We start from the raw sequence: 20,853 nt of genomic DNA on the forward strand, positions 1-20,853 counted from the left end.
ACATGCAGGAAAATTTTTCACTAAAACCTTATAACACATTTGGTGTTGAAGCCAAAGCCCGCTATTTTACTGAAGTCAATACTATTGATGAATTAAAAGAAGCACTCATTTTCTCGAAGACCCAGTCTCTTCAGCTTCTGTTTTTAGGAGGCGGGAGCAATATTCTTCTGACAAAAGATTTTGACGGTCTTGCTATCAGACTTAATTTAAAAGGAATTTCCGAAGAAAACACCAATAAAAATGAAGTATTGGTAACAGCAAAAGCAGGTGAAAACTGGCATGAATTTGTGATGTACTGCCTGCAAAAGAATTTTGGCGGACTGGAAAACCTTTCTTTAATTCCCGGAAATGTAGGAACTTCTCCTATGCAGAATATTGGAGCTTACGGAACGGAAATCAAAGATATTTTTGTCAGCTGCCAGGTATTGAATCTGGAAAATCTTGAGCTTACAACTTTCAATCTTGAACAATGCAGATTCGGTTACAGAGATTCTATCTTCAAACAGGAAGGAAAAGGCAGATATGTTATTCTGGAGGTCACTTTTAAACTTACCCGCAAAGACCACGCCATCAAAACAGAATATGGTGCTATTAAATCTGAACTGGAAAATCTTGGCATTGAAAATCCAAATATTCAGGATATTTCGAAAGCGGTTATCAATATAAGACAAAGCAAACTGCCGGATCCTAAAGTAATTGGAAACGCCGGAAGCTTTTTCAAAAACCCGACTATCCCCTTAGTCCAATTTGAAAATTTAAAACAAAAGTTTGAAAACATCCAGGGTTACCCTAGTGGTGATATGGTAAAAGTTCCTGCCGGATGGCTGATTGAACAATGTGGCTGGAAAGGAAAGCAGATCGGAAATGTAGCTTCACACAAACTACAGTCTCTGGTGATCATCAATGCTACCGGAAATGCTACTGGAAAAGAAATTTTTGATTTTTCTACTGAAATCATCAACTCAGTGAAAGAAAAATTCGGGATAGAACTTGAACGGGAAGTGAATATTATTTAATCTAAAAATATATAAAGGCTGATTCGATTGGAATACAGCCTTTTTTATTACTGATTTTCCGGGAATATGACGTAAATGTATAGGTTGGTAAACGCAAGGACTTAATTTTTTTGACATACATTATACTTTAATACGCAAAGATTTTATCTGCAATAAAATTCAATGCTGCATAAATTTTGTGTTACAGGCTTTTATGACACTTCGTTCTTGCTGAAAATTTTCAATTTTCTCGCGCCTTTGCATTTTCCAACAATAGCTAGTTACAAGTTATAGTTATTCCTACATTCCAAAAAATCATTATTTTAGCTTAAAATTTACAATCTGCAATGAAAATAGCTATTCTTGGAGCTGGAAATATGGGGCTTTCTTTCTCAAAATCATTTTTAAAATATGAACTGATCAAACCTGAACATCTGCATCTCATTATCAGAAGTCAGGAAAAAATATCTAAATTAACTGAAGAATTCCCAAAATCTAAAATTTCCACCTTTGAAGAAGTTAAGGAACTCGATGCTGATTTGATTATCATTGCTGTAAAACCTCAGGATTTTCAGTCGGTTGCCCAAAATATTCAGTTTACATTAAAAGAAAACCAGATGGTTTTATCCATTATGGCCGGAATTAATATTGAAAAAATTCAGAAATTACTGCATCATCCGCTTGTTGTAAGAGCAATGCCGAACTCTCCTACCCTTCTGGGAATGGGAATTACCGGTTATACTGCAGCCAGCGGGATTTCTTTCAGTCAATTAATCAATATAGAAAGATTACTGAACAGCACCGGAAGATCAGTTTATCTGGAGGAAGAAGAACTTCTGGATGGTGTTACGGCACTTTCAGGAAGTGGTCCCGCTTATTTCTATTACATCATTGATGCAATGATTAAGGCTGGGATTGAAATGGGAATTGAAGAAAACCTCTCCAAGCTTTTTGTAAAACAGACGATGCTGGGAGCTTATCATTTAATTAATAATTCAGACAAAAATCTTGAGGAACTGATTAAAGATGTTGCTTCTAAAGGCGGAACTACAGAAGCCGCTTTAAAAACATTTGAAGAAAACAATTTCAAAGAAATTCTGAAACAAGGAATTCTGAATGCCGAAAAACGCGCTAAAGAACTTAATAAATAAATCTTTTTTCAAACATTCTGCAAAACTCCCATCCCAGATACACTCCAAAAGTATTCAGGATGATATCGTCTACCTCAAATATTCCCATTCTTGTAAAGTATTGCAGTGCTTCAACAATAACGATACATGAGATAAAACTAAACAGCAATGGCCTTAGTTTTTTAAGGTCGGGAAAAATCCAGCCCAAAAACCCAAAAGGAATAAACATTATAATATTTCCTAAGACAATCATCACAATATCTATCATCTTATTGGGCCCCTGGATAAATTTTATTGTAGAAAAAACAGGTTCTAAAGTAATAAGATTTTCTTCATACTGAAATCTGCCCATTCCCAAAAACATCAGGTAAAGCAAAAACAAAGTATACGGAATAATAATGATTTTATATATTTTCTTTAACATTGAACTGCTAATATATTCATTTCAAAAACATTAAATTTGTGTATTAAAATAATTTAATGAAATACGTTCTACTTACACTTATTTCAGCAATGCTGCTGTCGGTTTCATGGCCAACTTATGGAGTTCCGTTTTTTATATTTTTTGCCCTTGTTCCTCTTCTGATGATGGAGCATGGAGTTTCAAAATTTTCAGATTACAAAAGGAAAAGCTGGATTGTCTTCGGATTATCTTATCTATGTTTTGTGATATGGAATGTTGTAACCACAGGATGGCTGTATGGCTCAAAAAATCCTGACGGAAGCCATTCTCTGATGGCCGTTGTATTCCCGGTATTGGTCAATTCTCTTTTATATTCTTTAGTATTCCAATGTTATCACTGGTACAAAAATGCTCAGGGAACCTATTGGGGATTGGGATTCCTGATCGCGATCTGGATGAGTTTTGAAAAATTTCATTTGGGATGGGAGCTTACGTGGCCGTGGCTGAACCTTGGGAATGTATTCGCAGATTATCCAAAACTGATCCAGTGGTATGACACTTTAGGAGCTACCGGAGGAAGCTTCTGGATACTTCTAATCAATGTTCTGATTTTTTATACAGTAAGAACCTGGGAAGCCGGAAGAAAGAGAAAAGATTTGATTAAAAACTCAGCTATCGTTGGAGCTCTTATTGTTCTTCCAATGATTATTTCAGTGATCAAATACAATAATTTTGATGAAAAAGCAACCGGACAGGTCAGTATTCTGATGCTCCAGCCGGATCTTGACCCTTATGCCGAAAAATATTCGAAAGACAGTCTGACAATAGAACAGGATCTATTAGCGCTTGCTGAAAAAAATTCAACAGGCAAAATTGATTATTATATTGCTCCGGAAACAGCCCTTCCCGGCAGAGGATCTATTTCTGAAACAGCTTTTGAAAAGAGCTTACTTCTCAACAATATCAAAGGATTTTTAACCAATCACCCTGGATCTGTTTTTGCGACAGGAATTTCTTCACACCGTTTTTTTTATAACCCTGCTGACTTACCTAAAGAAGCGTATCAGATCAATAGCGGTGTTTGGGTGAGCAGCTATAATACAGCCATTCAATTGGTACCTAATCAAAAAGTACAGGCTTACCACAAAGGGAAACTGGTACCGGGTGTTGAAATATTTCCTTATATGAATGTTTTAAAACCGCTTTTAGGAGATGCTATGCTTAATCTGGGAGGTACTGTAGCCTCGTTGGGTACAGATAAAGAAAGAGTTGCTTTTTCAAACCCTTACAACAAAGGAAAACTGGCACCTATTATCTGCTATGAAAGTATCTATGGTGAGTTTGTAACAGACTATGTAAAAAAAGGAGCTAATTTCTTAGCCATTATGACCAATGACTCCTGGTGGGGTGTTACAGAAGGCCACAAACAGCTTTTATCTTACGCTAAGTTAAGAGCCATTGAAACCAGAAGAGAGATTGCCCGTGCGGCTAACAGTGGAATTTCAGCACATATCAATGCAAAAGGAGAAGTGACTGCTGATACTTTCTATGGAGATAAAACAGCTTTATTTGCGAAAGTGAACCTATATGACACCATGACATTCTATACCAGAGCAGGAGATATTCTTTCAAGGTTTTCAATATTTGCATTAGGCTTTTTACTGTTTTATTTTCTGATTGAATGGTTTAAAAAGAAAATGAAGAAAGCATAATTGTTTTTAAACACAAATTTCTGCACAAATAACACACAATTTGCAGGATTTACAAACATTATATTTTCTTACAGATTACGCAGATTTTCATTCTATAAAAAAAGAGAAAAGCCAGCTGGACGTCTGGCTTTTCTCATTGATAGAAGATAGAATTGATTCAATTATTTAATCGTAAGCTTCCGTGTGGTTATTTCGTTTTTTATCTTCAGTTTTAATAGATACACTCCTTGAGGCAAATGAGATACATCAATAGACTGATCTCCATTCACACTGATATTCAACCTCTTCCCATCCATAGAATACATTTCAGCTTCTGAAACCTTTTCTCCTTTGATATAGACTTTATCTGATACAGGATTCGGATAGATAACAATTTTTTTATCAGATTTGATTTCTGCTGTTCCCAGCACACTTTGTGTAGAAGCATCAGAATATACTTTTGAAGCATCAATAGATTTCACACTCCAGTACACATTCTGAATGGCCGGATCAAGATCCAGAAACCATGATGGTGTTGTCACCACATATCTGGCAATATCATGAGCTCCCTGTGTAGATCCTACCGTAATTTCATAACGTAATGCATTCACCGGGGTTTTGTCATCTGAAGCACCGCTCCATGTAAAATTAAATCGGTTTCCGTTTTTAGTCAGATTCAATTGAGTAGGCGCTGCAGGCTTTGCGTTTGCCGCTGTAGAATTATTTTTAAAAACTTTAGTCAGTGAAGGCAGATCAGAAGCGGCCCAGTCGAATCCACCCAATAAAATATCCAGATGACGATCATTATTAAAATCAAATAGATTGATCAGCCCCGGACCTCCCAGTGCAGTTACACCCGATAATGCTCCTTCATTAAACTTATTATTGGAAACATCATAAATATACGTTTTCACAACAGCATTATAGTTTTCATTCCCCGAAATAATGAAGTCATAATAACCATCATTATTAAGGTCACCAACACTCAACGAAACATCTGAAATATCAGTTCCAGTAATCGTTTGAGGAGTCAGATTACCTGTGCCATCGTTCATCAGAACCGCAAAATATCCGTCATCGTTTCCATCTCTCCCGATTACAACAAGGTCCTGAAAACCATCCGCATTGAAATCTGCAAAATCTATTTTTCCCACAGCTACAGAAGCAAGATCCTGTGTATGAGTAAGAACTCCTGCCTGATTCATATATACTTTAGAAACCGGAACTCCATTAATATCTGACCCTATAATCACAAGGTCCAAAAGGTTGTCATTATTAAGATCTACTACCTTAAAACTGCCGTTTTGAGTTCCGTCAATCCAGTTTTCTGTTGTATCAAAGCCGGCACCCGTATTTTTATAATAATCCAATGTATTTCCGAAACCTCCTCCATGGCCATATTGAGTTCCGTTGATAGCATAATCCGATTTTCCATCGTGATTAAAATCAAAAACCTCTACTGATCCATAAATTTTCCCGGGAAGTTCAGCCTCTTTTACAAACCCTGTTCCTGTATTTTTGAATCTGTATTGTCTATAATTCACAACATCCATATAGCTAAGCCCTGTGGAAATAATATCCATCAGCCCGTCATTATTATAATCAATGAATTTAATATCTCCAAGATGGGTTACATCAGCTCCTAGTCCTGCATAGGGTAATAATGTAGTTCCATTATTCTGATACACTTCATTATAAGTACTATCTACATTTCCGTCGCCATCAGAATCTATTGCTCCATTGAGCACAATATCCATTGTTCCATTGTTGTCTATATCTGCAATATCTGCCGCAGAATAATAAAAATTATTCATGCTGGTCTGTACCTCAGTAAAATTCTGAGCCATCAGACTGACGGGCAACATAGACCATAAAATATAAATCCTCTTCATACTTGTTTTTATTTAGATTAATTAAAAACAAAGATAGAATATTAAATTCTTTGCCTGAAAAAAAGCCTGCATGAAATATATCAGCACTGATTATCTGCTGTATCCAAAGGATTCTACTATTTTAAAAATTCATGATTATTAATCAGTCACTTATTTGCAAATATTTTCTAAAAGATTTGCCTATCTAAAAAATTCTTCGTTATTTTGCACTCTCAAATATTATACAAATAAGAACATCGAGATATGTCAAGAATTTGCCAAATAACAGGAAAGCGTGCAATGGTTGGTAACAACGTTTCTCACGCTAATAACAAAACGAAGCGTCGTTTTGAAATTAACTTATTAGAGAAGAAGTTTTACCTTCCAGAGCAAGATAAGCACGTAACACTGAAAGTATCAGCTCATGGATTGAGAGTGATTAACAAGATTGGAATCGAGGAAGCTATTGAAAGAGCTACTAGAAACGGATTGATTAAAAAGAATTAATAAATCATGGCAAAAAAAGGAAATAGAGTTCAAGTAATCCTTGAATGTACAGAGCACAAAGAAAGCGGTATGCCAGGAATGTCTAGATACATTTCTACAAAAAATAAAAAGAACACTACAGAGAGATTGGAATTGAAAAAATACAATCCTGTTCTTAAGAGATCTACCCTTCACAAAGAAATTAAGTAATTTATAAATAATAACTTACCATGGCAAAGAAAGTAGTAGCAACCCTACAAAGCGGTCAGTCTAAGAAAATGACGAAAGTGGTGAAAATGGTTAAGTCTTCTAAATCAGGAGCTTACGTTTTCGAAGAAAAAGTAATGAATGCTGACGAAGTAGACGGTTATTTGAAAAAATAATCAGTACTTTGTTTACAATATAAAAAACTACTCATATTTTGGGTAGTTTTTTTGTTATCTTTGTGCACCAGATTATTAATCAGTAAAGTATGAAAAAGATACTTGTTCTGGCCTGCACAGCAACTTTTCTATTTTCATTCAGTCAGAAAACAATGAGTCCTGTAGAATATAAAAGTTCGCCAAAAGTCTTCAGCATAAAAGGTCTGTCACAGTCAGTAAGTATTGACTGCGGGAGTTCCAAAATGATTTTATTATCCGGGCAGGTACCTCTGGATCCGGAAGGTAATCTTGTGGGAAATACTATAGAAGAGCAGACGCATCAGGTTTTCAAAAATATTGAAAGCATCCTGAAAGAATATGGAGGAACAGGAAAAGATATTATCAAACTGGGAATCTTTACGACAGATATCAAAAAAACACCTGATTTTAGAAAAGTCAGGGATTTGTATGTCAACCTTCAGAACCCTCCTGTAAGCAGCCTTGTGGAAGTGAGCAGGCTTTTCAGAGATGATGTGCTTATAGAAGTAGAAGCCACAGCAGTGATTAAAAATAAATAAGAATAAACTAAAACTATGAGTTGGTTTAAAAATATTTTCAAAAAGGAAGAAAAAGAAACCTTAGACAAAGGGTTGGAAAAATCCAGCCAGGGATTCTTTGAAAAAATGACGAAAGCCGTAGTCGGTAAAAGCAAAGTAGATGATGAAGTACTGGATGATCTGGAAGAAATACTAATTGCATCCGATGTAGGCGCCTCTACCACCATAAAAATCATAGGAAGAATTGAAGAACGTGTTGCCAGAGACAAATATGTAAGCGTAAACGAACTGGATAAAATTCTTCGTGATGAGATCTCAGGGCTACTGCTTGAAAATCCTCATGCCAATACAGGAAATATTGACATCTCCAAAAAACCTTATGTTATCATGGTTGTAGGAGTGAATGGAGTGGGAAAAACAACGACAATAGGAAAACTGGCTCATCAGTTCAAATCAGAGGGCAAAAAAGTAGTTCTTGGAGCTGCTGACACCTTCAGAGCTGCTGCAGTAGATCAGCTTGTAATCTGGAGCGAAAGAGTGGGTGTTCCTATCGTAAAACAGGAAATGGGATCTGATCCTGCTTCCGTAGCATTTGATACCGTACAAAGTGCTGTAGCACAAAACGCAGACGTTGTAATCATTGATACGGCAGGAAGACTTCACAACAAGATCAACCTGATGAACGAACTTTCTAAGATCAAAAGAGTAATGCAAAAAGTTATTCCTGATGCTCCTCACGAGATCCTGCTGGTTCTGGACGGTTCTACCGGGCAGAATGCATTCGAACAGGCAAAACAGTTTACAGCAGCAACGGAAGTAAATGCTTTAGCCGTTACAAAACTAGACGGAACAGCAAAAGGAGGTGTTGTAATTGGTATCTCTGACCAGTTCCAGATTCCGGTTAAATATATCGGTGTAGGCGAAAAAATGCAGGATTTACAGCTTTTTAATGGTACGGAATTTGTAGACTCATTCTTCAAGAAAAGATGATTTATATCATGTTTTCCCTTATATTAGCAACAAATCAATTTTAAATATTAACAATTAAAAAAATTTGCAACTATGGGAATACTAACATGGATCTTATTCGGTCTTATTGCAGGTGCAATCGCTAAAATGATCATGCCTGGAACTCAGGGAGGAGGATGGCTAATCACTATTATCCTGGGGATTCTGGGAGCATTTATAGGAGGAGCTATAGGAGTTTACGTTCTACATTGGGGAGATGTCACTTCCTTCTGGAATCCAAGAAGCTGGATTCTTTCAATCGGAGGAGCTTTAATCATCCTCTGGATTTACGGAATGGCTACCAAAAAGAGCTAATAAGTGCTTATAAAAAATAAAATCCCGGATCTGAAATTTCAGATCCGGGATTTTTGTATACAATATAAATTTAGTTAGTTGTTGATTCTGATCTGGTAAGGCATTTCCATCTTTACCTCAGACTGTAGTTTTTTATCTGTAATCTGCTGTAGAATCTCATAGTTGGATTTACCAATCTTGTTCTTAATAATTCTGGCAGAAACATCTTCTTCATTCAGATCCTTGAAGATTTGCTCAAACGGTGACATTCTCTTAGGAAAAGCATCTACCTGGTAAGATTTCAATCCTGCTTTCTGAGCAGCAAATTTCACAGCATCATTCAATGTACCAATTTCGTCTACTAAACCAATTTCTTTAGCACGAACTCCGCTCCATACTCTACCTCCTCCAACATTATCAATCTGCTCAAAAGTTTTCTTTCTGTTCTGAGTCACAAAATGTACAAATCTCTTATAAGTACCTTCCACACTTCTTGTCATCATATTCACCCCATAAGGAGTCACTCCATTTAATCCTGAATAATACATAGAGTTGGCATTCGTAGAAACAATATCCGCACGAATTCCGTTTTTGCTTGCAATATCTTTATAATAAGGCATTACCCCAAATACTCCGATAGAGCCGGTAAGTGTATTAGGTTCTGAATAAATTTTATCAGCTGCCATGGCAACATAATATCCTCCTGAAGCCGCATAATCACCGAAAGAAACCACCAATGGCTTTTTCTTTTTCAGCTGCTGCAATTCAAATAAAATCTCATCCGAAGCATTGGCACTTCCCCCAGGAGAGTTAATTCTGAAAACAACTGCCTTCACTTTATCATCATCCTGTAGTTTTTTAATATACTTCACATATTTCTCAGAATGGATGTCATTATATTCATCTCCGTTGTTGATGGACCCTGAAGCATACAATACTGCAACTTTTTCACCTGATTTATCTTCGTCAGCATAAGAACTGATATAGCTTGTCAAAGAAACCTTATTCAGCTTTTCTTTTTCTTTTACATTCAGTTTTGTCTTAAGAAGATCTTCATATTCTGATTTCTGAATAAGTTTATCTGTAAGTTTATATTTTAAGCTTTGTTCAGGAATCATTCCGTATAAGCTGTCTGTAATTGTTCTGAACTGAGCAGTATCAATTTTTCTTGAAGCAGCCATTTTGTTGGAAGTATTTTTCCAAAGATCATTCAGAAGAGTACTTAGCTGCTCTTTATTTTCCGGAGAAATATCATTTCGTAGAAAAGGTTCTACAGCAGATTTGAATTTACCGTGACGGATCACTTCAATTCCAATACCATATTTATCAGCAAAATCCTTAAAGAAAGTAACTTCAGTAGAAAGACCCTTCAATTCAATACCTCCAGCCGGATGCAGATAATATTTATCCGCCACCGATCCCAGATAGTAAGCTGATTGTGATACTCCGTTTCCGTAAGCATACACAAATTTTCCACTCTTCTTAAAATCTTCAATAGCATTTCTAAGATCATCAATCTGAGTCAGCCCTGCATTCAGATCATCTGCCTCAATACTGATTCCTTTAATATTATCATCGGTCTTTGCTTTATTGATAGCTTCCAATGCATCATATAAAAGAACACTTTTATTTTGGGCACCTATACCAAACAATCCCATCTGTTCTTCAGTAGGACTATCGATTATATTTGTTTTTAAATTAATCGTAAGAACCGAGTTCTTTTTCACCGCCACCGACTTATCATTTCCCATAGAACTGAACACAAGCATCATGATGAAAAAGATGAAAAATAAAGCGCAAAGTATGACAATTGCTACTATATTTGCCAAAACATTTTTGAAGAAACTTCTCATAAATCAATCAATTTTCCAATATGTCGCAACATAAGGTCGTTTTGTTACTAGGAAGTAACTTAGGAGAGCAAAAAAAAAATGTGGAGCTTGCATTAAAGAAGCTAAAAGATGCTGGAAATCACATTTCACAAATCAGCGAATATTTAATGTCTGAGCCTGTAGAATTTGCCAGTTCCAATATTTTTTGTAATATTGCAGCAATAATATTCACACATCTTTCACCAATTCAACTGCTTGATTGTATTAAGAATATAGAAGTTGAGATGGGAAGAATTAATGATTCAAAAGTATCCGGAGGCTATACTGACAGGATAATAGACATTGATATCATTAAGTATAATGAATTAAATTTTCAATCAGAAAGATTAGAAATCCCTCATAAAAAACATCTTTTTGAAAGGGATTTTTCCAGAGTATTATTAAAAGATTTTATTTAAAACATAAAACATATTGTATGAAATTAGGTTTATTATTATTGGCTACTACATTGCCAATTGCAGCTTTCGCACAGAATAGCAGCACTACAGTAAACTCTTCCACAGAGTACCCTAATACATTCTCCTCAGGCTCCGCTAATGTACAACCCTTTGACAATAAAGCCAGACGTTTCAGAGACTGGTCTATTTCTGTCGGAGGAGGTCCTGCATTTATGGTTCACTCCGATTTAAAATCTATCCGCAAGGATAAGACTAATTGGGGTTACAATGCGTATGTAAGCGTTGACAAACAAATCACACATGCATTCGGGCTAAGCCTTATGTATATGAGAGGAGAAACGAAACAGACAGCCCAGCTTCCCGGTGCTGCAGGTGTAAAATCAGGAGTAGCTACTGCAACAACACAATTTGACAACATCTCTTTATTAGGGGATATCAACTTCTCAAACTTATTCAGAAGAGTAGACAACCATTCTCCATACAGATGGGCTTTCCATGGATATATGGGAATTGGAGTTCAAGGATTCAGAACATCATTACATGATAATGATGAATTCAGATGGAGCACTACTCCAAGAAGAGCCCCTTTATTCATTAAACAGGATATCGATATCAATTCTATCTTTTATCAGGGAGGTGTAGGAATAAAATATAATGTTTCAAAACTTATTGACGTTGAAGCAAGAACTATGTACATCATCAGTGGTGATGATGAGTTCGATGGTGGCGGATGGGCAGATCCTAATGATTATGATCCTTCTACACCAGGTTCAAAATATAACATGCTAAATTCAAGAAGATCAGATAATGCCTGGACAGTAAGTTTAGGATTATCTTTCAAATTAGGAAAGCAGCTATCTCACCTTGCATGGCATGACCCACTTCAGGAAGCTTACTACAGAACCAGTGTTCTTGAAAATGCATCAACAGATCTTGTTGTTTGCGAAAAAGGAGATGCTGATAATGATGGAGTATGTGATGATTGGGACAGACAGCTTGACACTCCTGCAGGAGCAAGAGTAGATGGTGCCGGAGTTGCTTTAGATATGGACCTTGACGGAGTTATTGACCTTTATGATAAGTGTGTAACTGTACCAGGACCTGTTGAAAATAACGGATGTCCAAACAAATAATTAACAAGTCTAAAAATTCTTTTTCAAAAGAAATCAAATAATAATACACGATGAAATTAAGTTTAGCAATTGTAGCATTTGCTTTGGCAATTCCTTCTGCTACTTATGCACAAGACTCAACGGCAGTTTCAAAAGGAGAATACCCTAATACATTTTCTTCGGGATCTGCTAATGTTTCCCCATTTACCAACCAGTCTAAAAGATTCAACGATTGGTCTGTTTCAGTAGGAGCTGGAGTTCCACTTCTTCAGTCAGCAGATTTGACTTCAATCAAAAATGGTAACGGTAAAAACCTTTTTGGATATTCAGCCTATGTAAGTATTGATAAAGCAATTACTCATGCTTTCGGAATCAATTTACAATATGACAAAGGTGAAACCAGACAAGGATGGTTCAATACTAAAAATGCAGCACCTGATGCATCAGCAGTTGGAGCAAGAACCCAGTATGATGCAATTTCAATCTTAGGAGACATCAACTTCTCTAATCTATTAAGAAGAGTTGACAACCACTCTCCTTACAGATGGGCTCTTCATGGATATGCTGGTATTGGTACAATCGCGTACAGAGCATACCAGAAAGCTGGTAACGGAAAGCAGGCCTTAATGACAGAAGTTAAACCTTTCCAATTAGGTTCTATGTTCATGCAGGCTGGTACAGGTCTGAAGTTTAAAGTGAACAGAAGAATTGATATTGAAGGAAGATTAATGTATGTTGTAACTGGTGACGACGAATTTGATGGCGGCGGTGATGCTTACAGTGCTATCAATAAGCGTTCTGAGCAGGTTTCTGACAACTTCTTCAATGCAACTTTAGGTCTTTCTTTCAAATTAGGAAAACATGAGTCTCACCTAATGTGGCATGACCCACTTCAGGAGATCTATTACAAACTGGATGTGCTGGCTAATAAAAATCAGGATATCGAAGTATGTAAAAAAGGAGATGCTGATAATGACGGGGTATGCGACGATTGGGACAGACAGCTTGACACTCCCGCAGGAGCAAGAGTGGACGGTGCCGGAGTTGCGCTTGATGCTGACCTTGATGGTGTAATCGATCTTTACGACAAATGTGTAACGGTTCCAGGACCTGTTGAAAACAACGGATGTCCTATCGTTAAAAAAGACAATAAAGAAACTGCTGTAGAAATAGAGAAAACCCTTAAAGATATTTACTTCAATTTTAATAAAGCGACTATCAGACCTGAATCTAATGAAAAATTGGATCTGGCTGCTTCAATTATTAAAGAAAATGGAGGTAACTATTTGTTAACAGGACATACCGATATCAAAGGAAATGCAGCTTACAACTTAAGACTGTCTAAAGAAAGAGCCGCCGCTGTTGTAGGAGCTCTGGAAACCAGAGGGATCAATGAAAATGTACTGAAATCAAGAGGTGTAGGTTCTGCTGAAGCAACTATTCCTGCATCTGCTTCAGATGCTGAAAGAATGGCAGATAGAAAAGTTACGGTAAGATTTATAGAAACGTCAGAATGGGATTCCATCAAAAAGAAAGACTATGAAGATGCGCCTGTAAAAAAAGCAGTAAAAAAAGTACCTGCTAAGAAAAAGAAGAAATAATTTTTATAATACACCAAAACCGAAAAGAATTATTTCTTTTCGGTTTATTTTTTTTCTACTACGAATTATTTTACATACCTTTATCATTATTTTCAGGATAGTAGTATGAAACACATTAAAAATCAACTAGTTTGATTTGAAAAAAAATAACAAAAAATCGCTTTTTGGCGTAAAAAATCATTTAAAATAACTTAACTTAAAAAAATAACACTATGAAATTAAGTTTAGCAATTGTAGCATTTGCTCTGGCAATTCCTTCTGCCACTTATGCACAAGACTCAACGGCAGTTTCAAAAGGAGAATACCCTAATACATTTTCTTCGGGATCTGCTAATGTTTCCCCTTTCACCAGCCAATCTAAAAGATTTAACGATTGGTCTATCTCTGCAGGGGTTGGAGTTCCACTTCTTCAGTCAGCAGATTTGACTTCAATCAAAAATGGTAACGGTAAGAACCTTTTTGGATATTCAGCCTATCTAAGTATTGATAAAGCAATTACTCATGCTTTCGGAATCAATCTACAGTATGACAAAGGTGAAACCAGACAAGGATGGTTCAATACTAAAAATGCAGCACCTGATGCAACAGCAGTGGGAGCTAGAACTCAGTATGATGCTATCTCAATCTTAGGAGACATTAACTTTTCTAATTTATTAAGAAGAGTTGATAATCATTCTCCTTACAGATGGGCTCTTCATGGATATGCAGGTATCGGTACTATCGCTTACAGAGCATACCAGAAAGACGGAAGCAACAAACAGAGGTTGATGACAGAAGTTAAGCCTTTCCAATTAGGATCTATGTTCATGCAGGCTGGTACAGGTCTGAAGTTTAAAGTGAACAGAAGAATCGATATTGAAGGTAGATTAATGTACGTAGTAACCGGTGATGATGAATTTGATGGTGGCGGTGATGCTTACAGCGCTATCAACAAGCGTTCTGAGCAGGTTTCTGACAACTTCTTCAATGCAACTTTAGGGGTTTCCGTAAAATTAGGAAAACACGAATCTCACCTAATGTGGCATGATCCGCTTCAGGAAATCTATTACAAACTGGATGTACTGGCTAATAAAAACCAGGATATCGAAGTATGTAAAAAAGGAGATGCTGATAACGACGGGGTATGTGATGATTGGGACAGACAACTTGACACTCCTGCAGGAGCAAGAGTGGATGGTGCCGGAGTTGCTCTTGATACAGACCTTGATGGTGTAATTGACCTTTACGACAAGTGTGTAACTGTTCCTGGACCTGTTGAAAACAACGGATGTCCTGTAGCAACAACAGGACCTGTAGTAGAAACAGAAACTAAATTGGAAGGAATTGAATTTGATTTAAATTCTGACAGAATTTTACCTTCAAACACTCCAATCTTAAATAATGCTGTAAACTATATTAATTCTTCAAATGGTTCTTATAGTGTAATCGGAGCTACTGATACTAGAGCTTCTGACGCTTACAACCAAAAACTATCTGAAAGAAGAGCAAACAACGTTAAGAGCTATCTGATCAAAAACGGTGTTCAAGCAGATAAACTACAGGCAATTGGAAGAGGTGAAAAAGACCTTAAATACCCTGAGTGTGAACCAGCAACGAAGTGCCCTGAATGGAAAAACAGAGCCAACAGAAGAGTATACTTCGAAGCTAAATAATAAACTTATTTATATTATATGAAAGTCACGCTTGGCGTGACTTTTTTTGTCATAATACTTTCCTTATTTTTACAACATGATTTCGCCGCAGGATTTTCAAAAACTCAAATATGATACTCTAAAGTATTTCTGGGGTTATACCGAATTCAGAGATGCTCAGGAAGAAATTATTAATGCTGTCGTTAATGAAAAAGACACCTTGGTTCTGTTACCCACAGGAGCAGGAAAATCGCTATGCTATCAGTTGCCTGCTTTATTGAAAGAAGGAACCTGCCTGGTAGTTTCTCCATTACTTGCATTGATGAAAGATCAGGTAAACCAGCTTAAATCCCGTGGTATAGAAGCAGAGTATCTTTCTTCTGAACTGGATGAATATGATGCTGAAACAATTTATGACCGCTGCAAAGAAGGCCTTACCAAATTACTCTATGTTTCTCCTGAAAGACTTACCAATACTCAGTTTATTCAGAACATGCAGGAAATTCAGTTATCCTTTATTGCAGTTGATGAAGCTCACTGTATCTCAGAATGGGGACAGGATTTCCGGCCAAGTTATCAGAATATTAAAGGATTCAGAAGTAACAATCCTGAGATACCCTGCCTTGCCCTGACTGCAACTGCAACACCAAAAGTTCTGGAAGAAATCAAAAATAAACTGGAACTGAGGAAACCTTTTGTTTTCCAAAAAAGTTTTAAGAGAGAGAATATCAAAATATTTACAGATGAAGTATCTGATAAATTCCAACGTGTTTTTGATATTTTAAAATATAGTAACGATTCCGGAATCGTATATGTAAGAACCAGAAAAGAAGCTGAACTGCTGACAGAATTTTTGAAAAAAAATCAACTGAAAAATGTAGATTATTTTCATGCAGGCTTAACAACCAAAGAAAAAAACGCCAGACAGAATCTTTGGAACAACAGTGACAATCATGTCCTTATTTCTACCAATGCCTTTGGAATGGGTATAGATAAAGATAATGTACGATTTGTAATCCACTATTCCCCCGCCGCCTCTCTGGAAAACTATTATCAGGAAATCGGAAGAGCCGGAAGAGATGGAAAAGACAGTTTTGCCTTCATGCTTTGGAATAAACAGGAACTCCTGAATTTTGATCAGATCTTAAAAAATCAAATTCCCAACAAAGCAGAATTTTTAAAAATCATCAGCTACCTCTACTCTATTTTTCAGGTAGCAGAATTTGAACTTCCTGAAAAAACATTTCAGCTCAATACTCTTGGTATACAGAATTTTACAAAACTATCGAAAGCTAAAATCAACAACATACTCAATTTTCTGCACAACCAGGAAATTATCTATTACAATGAAAATAAAAGCCTGTCTTCGCTCGAACTTTTTATCAAAGCTGATGAAATAGATCAGTTGCCACAAAAAGATGCTTATTTCATGGAGCTTCTTTTCCGTACGGTATCCGGTATCACCACCCACAAAGTAATGTTCAGTGAGCAGCAGGTAAGCAATAAAATCAATGTCAGTGTCCCTTTGATCAAAGAACGTCTTAAGGAACTACAGCAAAAGAATTATCTTGAATATATTGATGGTGCACTTTCCAGTATTAAATTCCTGAAACCCCGTGATGAGAGAGCAGTGAATAGTGCTTATTGGAAATTATTTGAACATATTCAGAGAAATAAAATCCAGAAATGGGAAGAGATGAAATTTTATGTAGAGAATAATGAATACTGTAAAATGAAACTTATCCTATCTTATTTTGGTGAAAAAAAATCAAAAAACTGTGGCCAGTGTTCTGTTTGTGAAAAAAATAAACAGTCTATGTTTGGTAAGAATATTTCTCAGCAGATCGTTAATTTATTAGCTAAAAAACCGGCAACGATTGAAGAGCTTTCTATACAGCTGAGTTATCATTCTAAAGAAAATATCTTAGAAAACCTTATTTTCCTTTTAGATTCCGGAAAGGTAAGAATGCTGAACTTCAGAACGTATGAGTTGAATCATTAATAATGAGCAATAAGTAATAATAAGCATAGTCTGGCAAGAAGGGATTTTTAGATAAAAAAATAAATGCACTAATCTTATCTCTAAAAGCTCTCCGATCCTCAAACTCTAACACCTTCCGACTCTCAGATCAAAAACTTATCTTTGCAGTATGAAATCATTGAAAGTCGTTTTTTTAGGGACTCCTGAGTTTGCAAAAACTTCTTTGGAGGCAATCCATCAATCTCACCATCAGGTGGTAGGCGTTGTAACTGTAGCTGATAAAGCAAGTGGACGTGGGCAGAAAATACATCAATCCCCTGTAAAAATCTATGCGGAAGAAAACAATATTCCTGTTTTTCAGCCGGAAAAATTGAGAAATCCAGAGTTCTTAGAAGAACTTAGAAAACTGGATGCTGATGTTTTTGTAGTGGTAGCTTTCAGAATGATGCCTAAAGTTCTTTTTGAAATGCCTAAAATGGGTACCTTCAATCTTCATGCCTCTTTACTACCGGATTACAGAGGAGCTGCACCTATCAATTATGCAGTAATCAACGGTGAAAAAAAATCAGGTGCGACTACTTTTTTTATTAATGAAAAAATTGACGAAGGAAATATTCTTCTTCAGCAGGAATTAGAAATCTTACCTGATGAAAATGCAGGAAGTCTTCACGACAGACTTATGGAAGTGGGTGCTGGACTAGTGGTTAAAACATTAGATGGCCTGGCTGAAAATGCCATTGAAGAAAAACCTCAGCCACAGGTAGAACACCCTAAAAATGCTTATAAAATTTTCAAGGAGGATACCAGAATCAAGTGGGATCAATCTTCAAAAACCGTTCATCAGTTTATTCTGGGAATGTCTCCTTACCCTGCAGCCTTCACTACTTTAAAAATTGAAAACGAAGAAAAAGGATTAAAAATATTCGGAGGTAAATTTGAACTTTCTGATCATGGGAAACCTGCAGGAACTTTAGATATTTCAAAGAATGAGTTTAAAATTTATACTCAGGACGGAGTGTATTACCCGCTGGAGCTTCAATTAGAAGGTAAGAAAAGAATGACTGTGAAAGATTTTCTGAATGGTTTCCGAAATTTTGAGGGAATCTCATTAAACTAAAGAATTTACATCATCATAAATAAAAAAGGTTTAGAAAATTCTAAACCTTTTTTATTTTGTAAACAGTCAAAATTATCCTTGACTATTCATTAATTATAGTTGTACCATCTCAGTAACCTCTACATCATATCCTCCAACCTGAGGCTTAATATTAGGGTTTTGAGTGATTACTTTGAACTTGTTGATTCCTAAATTCTTTAAGATCTGTGTTCCAATTCCGTAGTCTCTGTAATTGTATGCTAAAGTAGGATGCTGCTCCTGACCATCCTGATAGTTCAGGAACTGCTGAAGTTTTCTCAGTGTATTTTCAGAATTAGAAACGTTATTGATGAAGATAATAGCTCCTTTTCCTGCTTCATTTACCATACCGGTTACTTTTTCCAATAATGGCTTTTCTCCGTTGTTCAATCTTGTCAATACATCAAAATAAGAATCTGAAGACTGTACTCTCACCAAAACCGGCTCGTCTACTGTCCATGCTCCTTTTGTCAGGGCAAAGTGGATCTGGTCATTGGAAGTTTCTCTGAAAGCATAAAAATCAAAATCGCCGTAGTGCGTTTTTACCTTCTTCTCTTCAAGTCTTTCAACCAGGTTTCCTTTTTTAAGCTGATAATGGATCAGATCTTCAATGGAAACAATCTTCATATCATGCTTTTGAGCAAATGCATGAAGTTCAGGAAGACGGGACATGGTACCATCTTCATTCATGATCTCACAGATCACTCCTCCTTCTTTCAAACCTGATAAATGGGTAAGGTCAATAGCAGCTTCAGTATGTCCGGCTCTTTTCAATACTCCACCTTTTCTTGCACGAAGCGGGAAAATGTGCCCAGGTCTCATAAAGTCTGTAGGTTTGGATTTTTCATCCATCAGTGCTAAAATCGTTTTTGCTCTGTCTCCTGCAGAAATTCCTGTAGATGTTCCGTTTCCTAAAAGGTCAACTGATACCGTAAAAGCTGTTTCTTTAGGATCGCTGCTTCTGCTTACCATCACTTCAAGTCCAAGCTCATCACATCTTTTTTCAGGAAGTGGCATACAAATAAGCCCTCTTCCGTGAAGAGCCATAAAATTGATAATTTCCGGTGTTGTCAACTCTGCTGCACAAAGAAAATCTCCTTCATTTTCTCTGTCTTCATCATCTACTACTATGATTATTTTACCATTTTTAAGGTCTTCTATAGCCTCTGGAATAGTATTTAATTTAATATCGGACATTTTTACTTTTTATTTTTGCAAAGATACTCATAAAAATAAGCATCTTCCAATTAATTATAAAGGGTTTATTACGCTTTGGATAAAGAGTAAACTGCCTCTCTGAAAATTTCGTAAGATCTCAATCGTTTCTGATGGTCATAGATATGAGAGTTGATCATCAGTTCATCCACCTGGAATTTTTCCTGGAAATTTTTAAGCTTTTCCTGAATTTCTGCCTGATCTCCGATAAAAGTATATCTGAGTTTTTGTAAAACCATGGATTTTTCCATTGGTGACCAGATTTCGTCCATATCATCAACAGGTGGTGCAAAAGGTTTTCTGTCATTTCTTACGATGTTGATGAAGGCCTGGAATAAAGTCGTAGAGATTTTGTGAGCCTCCTCCAAAGTTTCTGCTGCCACACCATTTACACAGGCAATGACATAAGGTTTATCCAGATATTGTGAAGGTTCAAAATGCTCTCTGTATATTTTAAAAGCCATTTCCATCTGTTCCGGAGCAAAATGTCCTGCAAACGCATAGGGTAAACCCAGTTCCGCAGCAAGCCATGCGCTATCTGTACTTGATCCCAGAATATAGATTGGAATATCCAGTCCTTCTCCGGGAATAGCACGAACCATAGCATCTGAATTTTCCTTAGAAAAATAACGCTGAAGTTCCAGAATCTGTCTTGGAAACTGTTCATTAATAATAGCTGGATTTCTTCCCAAGGCCTGAGCCGTCAATCCGTCAGTTCCAGGTGCCCTTCCTACACCAAGATCTATTCTTCCCGGGAAAAGTGATTCTAAAGTACCGAACTGCTCTGCTATAATCAGAGAACTGTGGTTGGGAAGCATAATTCCTCCTGACCCTACTCTGATTTTCTTCGTTCCGTTGGCAATAAACCCAATTAAAACTGAAGTTGCAGAACTTGCTATACTTTCCATATTGTGATGCTCGGCCAGCCAGAATCTTTTATAATTTAAATTTTCAGCGTGATTAGCTAATGATAAGCTGTCCTGAAAAGTATCATGAATGCTTTTATCCTGCTTTACGGGGGCAAGATCTAAAACAGAAATTTCAAAATTTTTCATATTGAGATGTTTATTTTTCGTTGGTCTCAAAAAACC

20 protein-coding genes are annotated in these 20,853 nt (G+C 36.5%); 15 read left to right on the forward strand and 5 right to left on the reverse strand.

Annotation, left to right across the window (positions count from 1 at the left end):
- The first annotated feature begins 2 nt into the window (after positions 1–2).
- Complete coding sequence (gene murB / locus KIK00_RS11260) at positions 3–1,016, forward strand: UDP-N-acetylmuramate dehydrogenase (RefSeq protein WP_255816630.1); 1,014 nt, start codon at positions 3–5, stop codon at positions 1,014–1,016.
- A 326-nt stretch (positions 1,017–1,342) separates the two neighbouring features.
- Positions 1,343–2,146 (forward strand): pyrroline-5-carboxylate reductase, encoded by an 804-nt coding sequence (proC, locus tag KIK00_RS11265; protein WP_255816631.1) that lies wholly within the window; start codon positions 1,343–1,345, stop codon positions 2,144–2,146.
- Here the strand turns inward: proC and KIK00_RS11270 are convergent.
- Complete coding sequence (locus KIK00_RS11270) at positions 2,136–2,549, reverse strand: VanZ family protein (protein WP_255816632.1); 414 nt, start codon at positions 2,547–2,549, stop codon at positions 2,136–2,138. The two genes, proC and KIK00_RS11270, sit on opposite strands and share 11 nt — an antisense overlap.
- A gap of 56 nt (positions 2,550–2,605) precedes the next feature.
- Between KIK00_RS11270 and lnt the strand changes: the two genes are divergently transcribed.
- Positions 2,606–4,240 (forward strand): apolipoprotein N-acyltransferase, encoded by a 1,635-nt coding sequence (lnt, locus tag KIK00_RS11275; protein WP_255816633.1) that lies wholly within the window; start codon positions 2,606–2,608, stop codon positions 4,238–4,240.
- Between the two features lie 161 nt (positions 4,241–4,401).
- Here lnt and KIK00_RS11280 read toward each other — a convergent pair whose 3' ends face one another.
- Positions 4,402–6,111 (reverse strand): T9SS type A sorting domain-containing protein, encoded by a 1,710-nt coding sequence (locus KIK00_RS11280; protein WP_255816634.1) that lies wholly within the window; start codon positions 6,109–6,111, stop codon positions 4,402–4,404.
- A gap of 243 nt (positions 6,112–6,354) precedes the next feature.
- Between KIK00_RS11280 and rpmB the strand changes: the two genes are divergently transcribed.
- The 6 genes from rpmB to KIK00_RS11310 all read left to right on the forward strand — a co-directional run bounded on the left by rpmB (position 6,355) and on the right by KIK00_RS11310 (position 8,818).
- The gene (gene rpmB / locus KIK00_RS11285) at positions 6,355–6,597 is read left to right on the forward strand and encodes a 50S ribosomal protein L28 (RefSeq protein WP_002976757.1); all 243 of its coding nucleotides are present in this window, start codon (positions 6,355–6,357) and stop codon (positions 6,595–6,597) included.
- Positions 6,598–6,603: 6 nt separating this feature from the next.
- Complete coding sequence (rpmG, locus tag KIK00_RS11290) at positions 6,604–6,786, forward strand: 50S ribosomal protein L33 (RefSeq protein ID WP_027373683.1); 183 nt, start codon at positions 6,604–6,606, stop codon at positions 6,784–6,786.
- A 20-nt stretch (positions 6,787–6,806) separates the two neighbouring features.
- The gene (locus KIK00_RS11295) at positions 6,807–6,959 is read left to right on the forward strand and encodes a DUF4295 domain-containing protein (RefSeq protein ID WP_002976755.1); all 153 of its coding nucleotides are present in this window, start codon (positions 6,807–6,809) and stop codon (positions 6,957–6,959) included.
- Positions 6,960–7,048: 89 nt separating this feature from the next.
- Positions 7,049–7,516 carry a RidA family protein gene (locus KIK00_RS11300; protein WP_255816635.1) on the forward strand — a complete coding sequence of 156 codons (468 nt, stop codon included), beginning with the start codon at positions 7,049–7,051 and terminating at the stop codon, positions 7,514–7,516.
- Between the two features lie 15 nt (positions 7,517–7,531).
- Positions 7,532–8,485 carry a signal recognition particle-docking protein FtsY gene (ftsY, locus tag KIK00_RS11305; RefSeq protein ID WP_255816636.1) on the forward strand — a complete coding sequence of 318 codons (954 nt, stop codon included), beginning with the start codon at positions 7,532–7,534 and terminating at the stop codon, positions 8,483–8,485.
- Positions 8,486–8,557: 72 nt separating this feature from the next.
- Positions 8,558–8,818 carry a GlsB/YeaQ/YmgE family stress response membrane protein gene (locus KIK00_RS11310; RefSeq protein ID WP_047386491.1) on the forward strand — a complete coding sequence of 87 codons (261 nt, stop codon included), beginning with the start codon at positions 8,558–8,560 and terminating at the stop codon, positions 8,816–8,818.
- A gap of 74 nt (positions 8,819–8,892) precedes the next feature.
- On the opposite strand, the gene sppA is transcribed toward KIK00_RS11310, so the two are convergent.
- On the reverse strand, positions 8,893–10,650 hold the full coding sequence (gene sppA, locus KIK00_RS11315) for a signal peptide peptidase SppA (protein ID WP_255816637.1): 1,758 nt from the start codon (positions 10,648–10,650) through the stop codon (positions 8,893–8,895).
- Positions 10,651–10,670: 20 nt separating this feature from the next.
- Between sppA and folK the strand changes: the two genes are divergently transcribed.
- The 6 genes from folK to fmt all read left to right on the forward strand — a co-directional run bounded on the left by folK (position 10,671) and on the right by fmt (position 18,529).
- Entirely contained in the window at positions 10,671–11,087 is a 417-nt protein-coding gene (folK, locus tag KIK00_RS11320) for a 2-amino-4-hydroxy-6-hydroxymethyldihydropteridine diphosphokinase (protein WP_255816638.1), read from the forward strand.
- Positions 11,088–11,104: 17 nt separating this feature from the next.
- Complete coding sequence (locus KIK00_RS11325; RefSeq protein WP_255816639.1) at positions 11,105–12,220, forward strand: OmpA family protein; 1,116 nt, start codon at positions 11,105–11,107, stop codon at positions 12,218–12,220.
- A gap of 50 nt (positions 12,221–12,270) precedes the next feature.
- The gene (locus tag KIK00_RS11330; RefSeq protein ID WP_255816640.1) at positions 12,271–13,800 is read left to right on the forward strand and encodes an OmpA family protein; all 1,530 of its coding nucleotides are present in this window, start codon (positions 12,271–12,273) and stop codon (positions 13,798–13,800) included.
- Positions 13,801–14,012: 212 nt separating this feature from the next.
- On the forward strand, positions 14,013–15,452 hold the full coding sequence (locus tag KIK00_RS11335; protein ID WP_255816641.1) for an OmpA family protein: 1,440 nt from the start codon (positions 14,013–14,015) through the stop codon (positions 15,450–15,452).
- A 76-nt stretch (positions 15,453–15,528) separates the two neighbouring features.
- On the forward strand, positions 15,529–17,433 hold the full coding sequence (locus KIK00_RS11340; RefSeq protein WP_255816642.1) for an ATP-dependent DNA helicase RecQ: 1,905 nt from the start codon (positions 15,529–15,531) through the stop codon (positions 17,431–17,433).
- Positions 17,434–17,581: 148 nt separating this feature from the next.
- Positions 17,582–18,529, forward strand: a complete 948-nt coding sequence (fmt, locus tag KIK00_RS11345) for a methionyl-tRNA formyltransferase (RefSeq protein WP_255816643.1) — start codon at positions 17,582–17,584, stop codon at positions 18,527–18,529.
- A 93-nt stretch (positions 18,530–18,622) separates the two neighbouring features.
- Here fmt and ribB read toward each other — a convergent pair whose 3' ends face one another.
- Positions 18,623–19,744, reverse strand: coding sequence for a 3,4-dihydroxy-2-butanone-4-phosphate synthase (gene ribB, locus KIK00_RS11350; protein ID WP_255816644.1), 1,122 nt, complete (start codon positions 19,742–19,744; stop codon positions 18,623–18,625).
- Between the two features lie 68 nt (positions 19,745–19,812).
- Positions 19,813–20,817 (reverse strand): LLM class flavin-dependent oxidoreductase, encoded by a 1,005-nt coding sequence (locus KIK00_RS11355; RefSeq protein WP_255816645.1) that lies wholly within the window; start codon positions 20,815–20,817, stop codon positions 19,813–19,815.
- Between the last annotated feature and the right edge of the window lie 36 nt (positions 20,818–20,853).

Source organism: Chryseobacterium sp. MA9 (genome assembly GCF_024399315.1).
Taxonomy (GTDB): domain Bacteria; phylum Bacteroidota; class Bacteroidia; order Flavobacteriales; family Weeksellaceae; genus Chryseobacterium.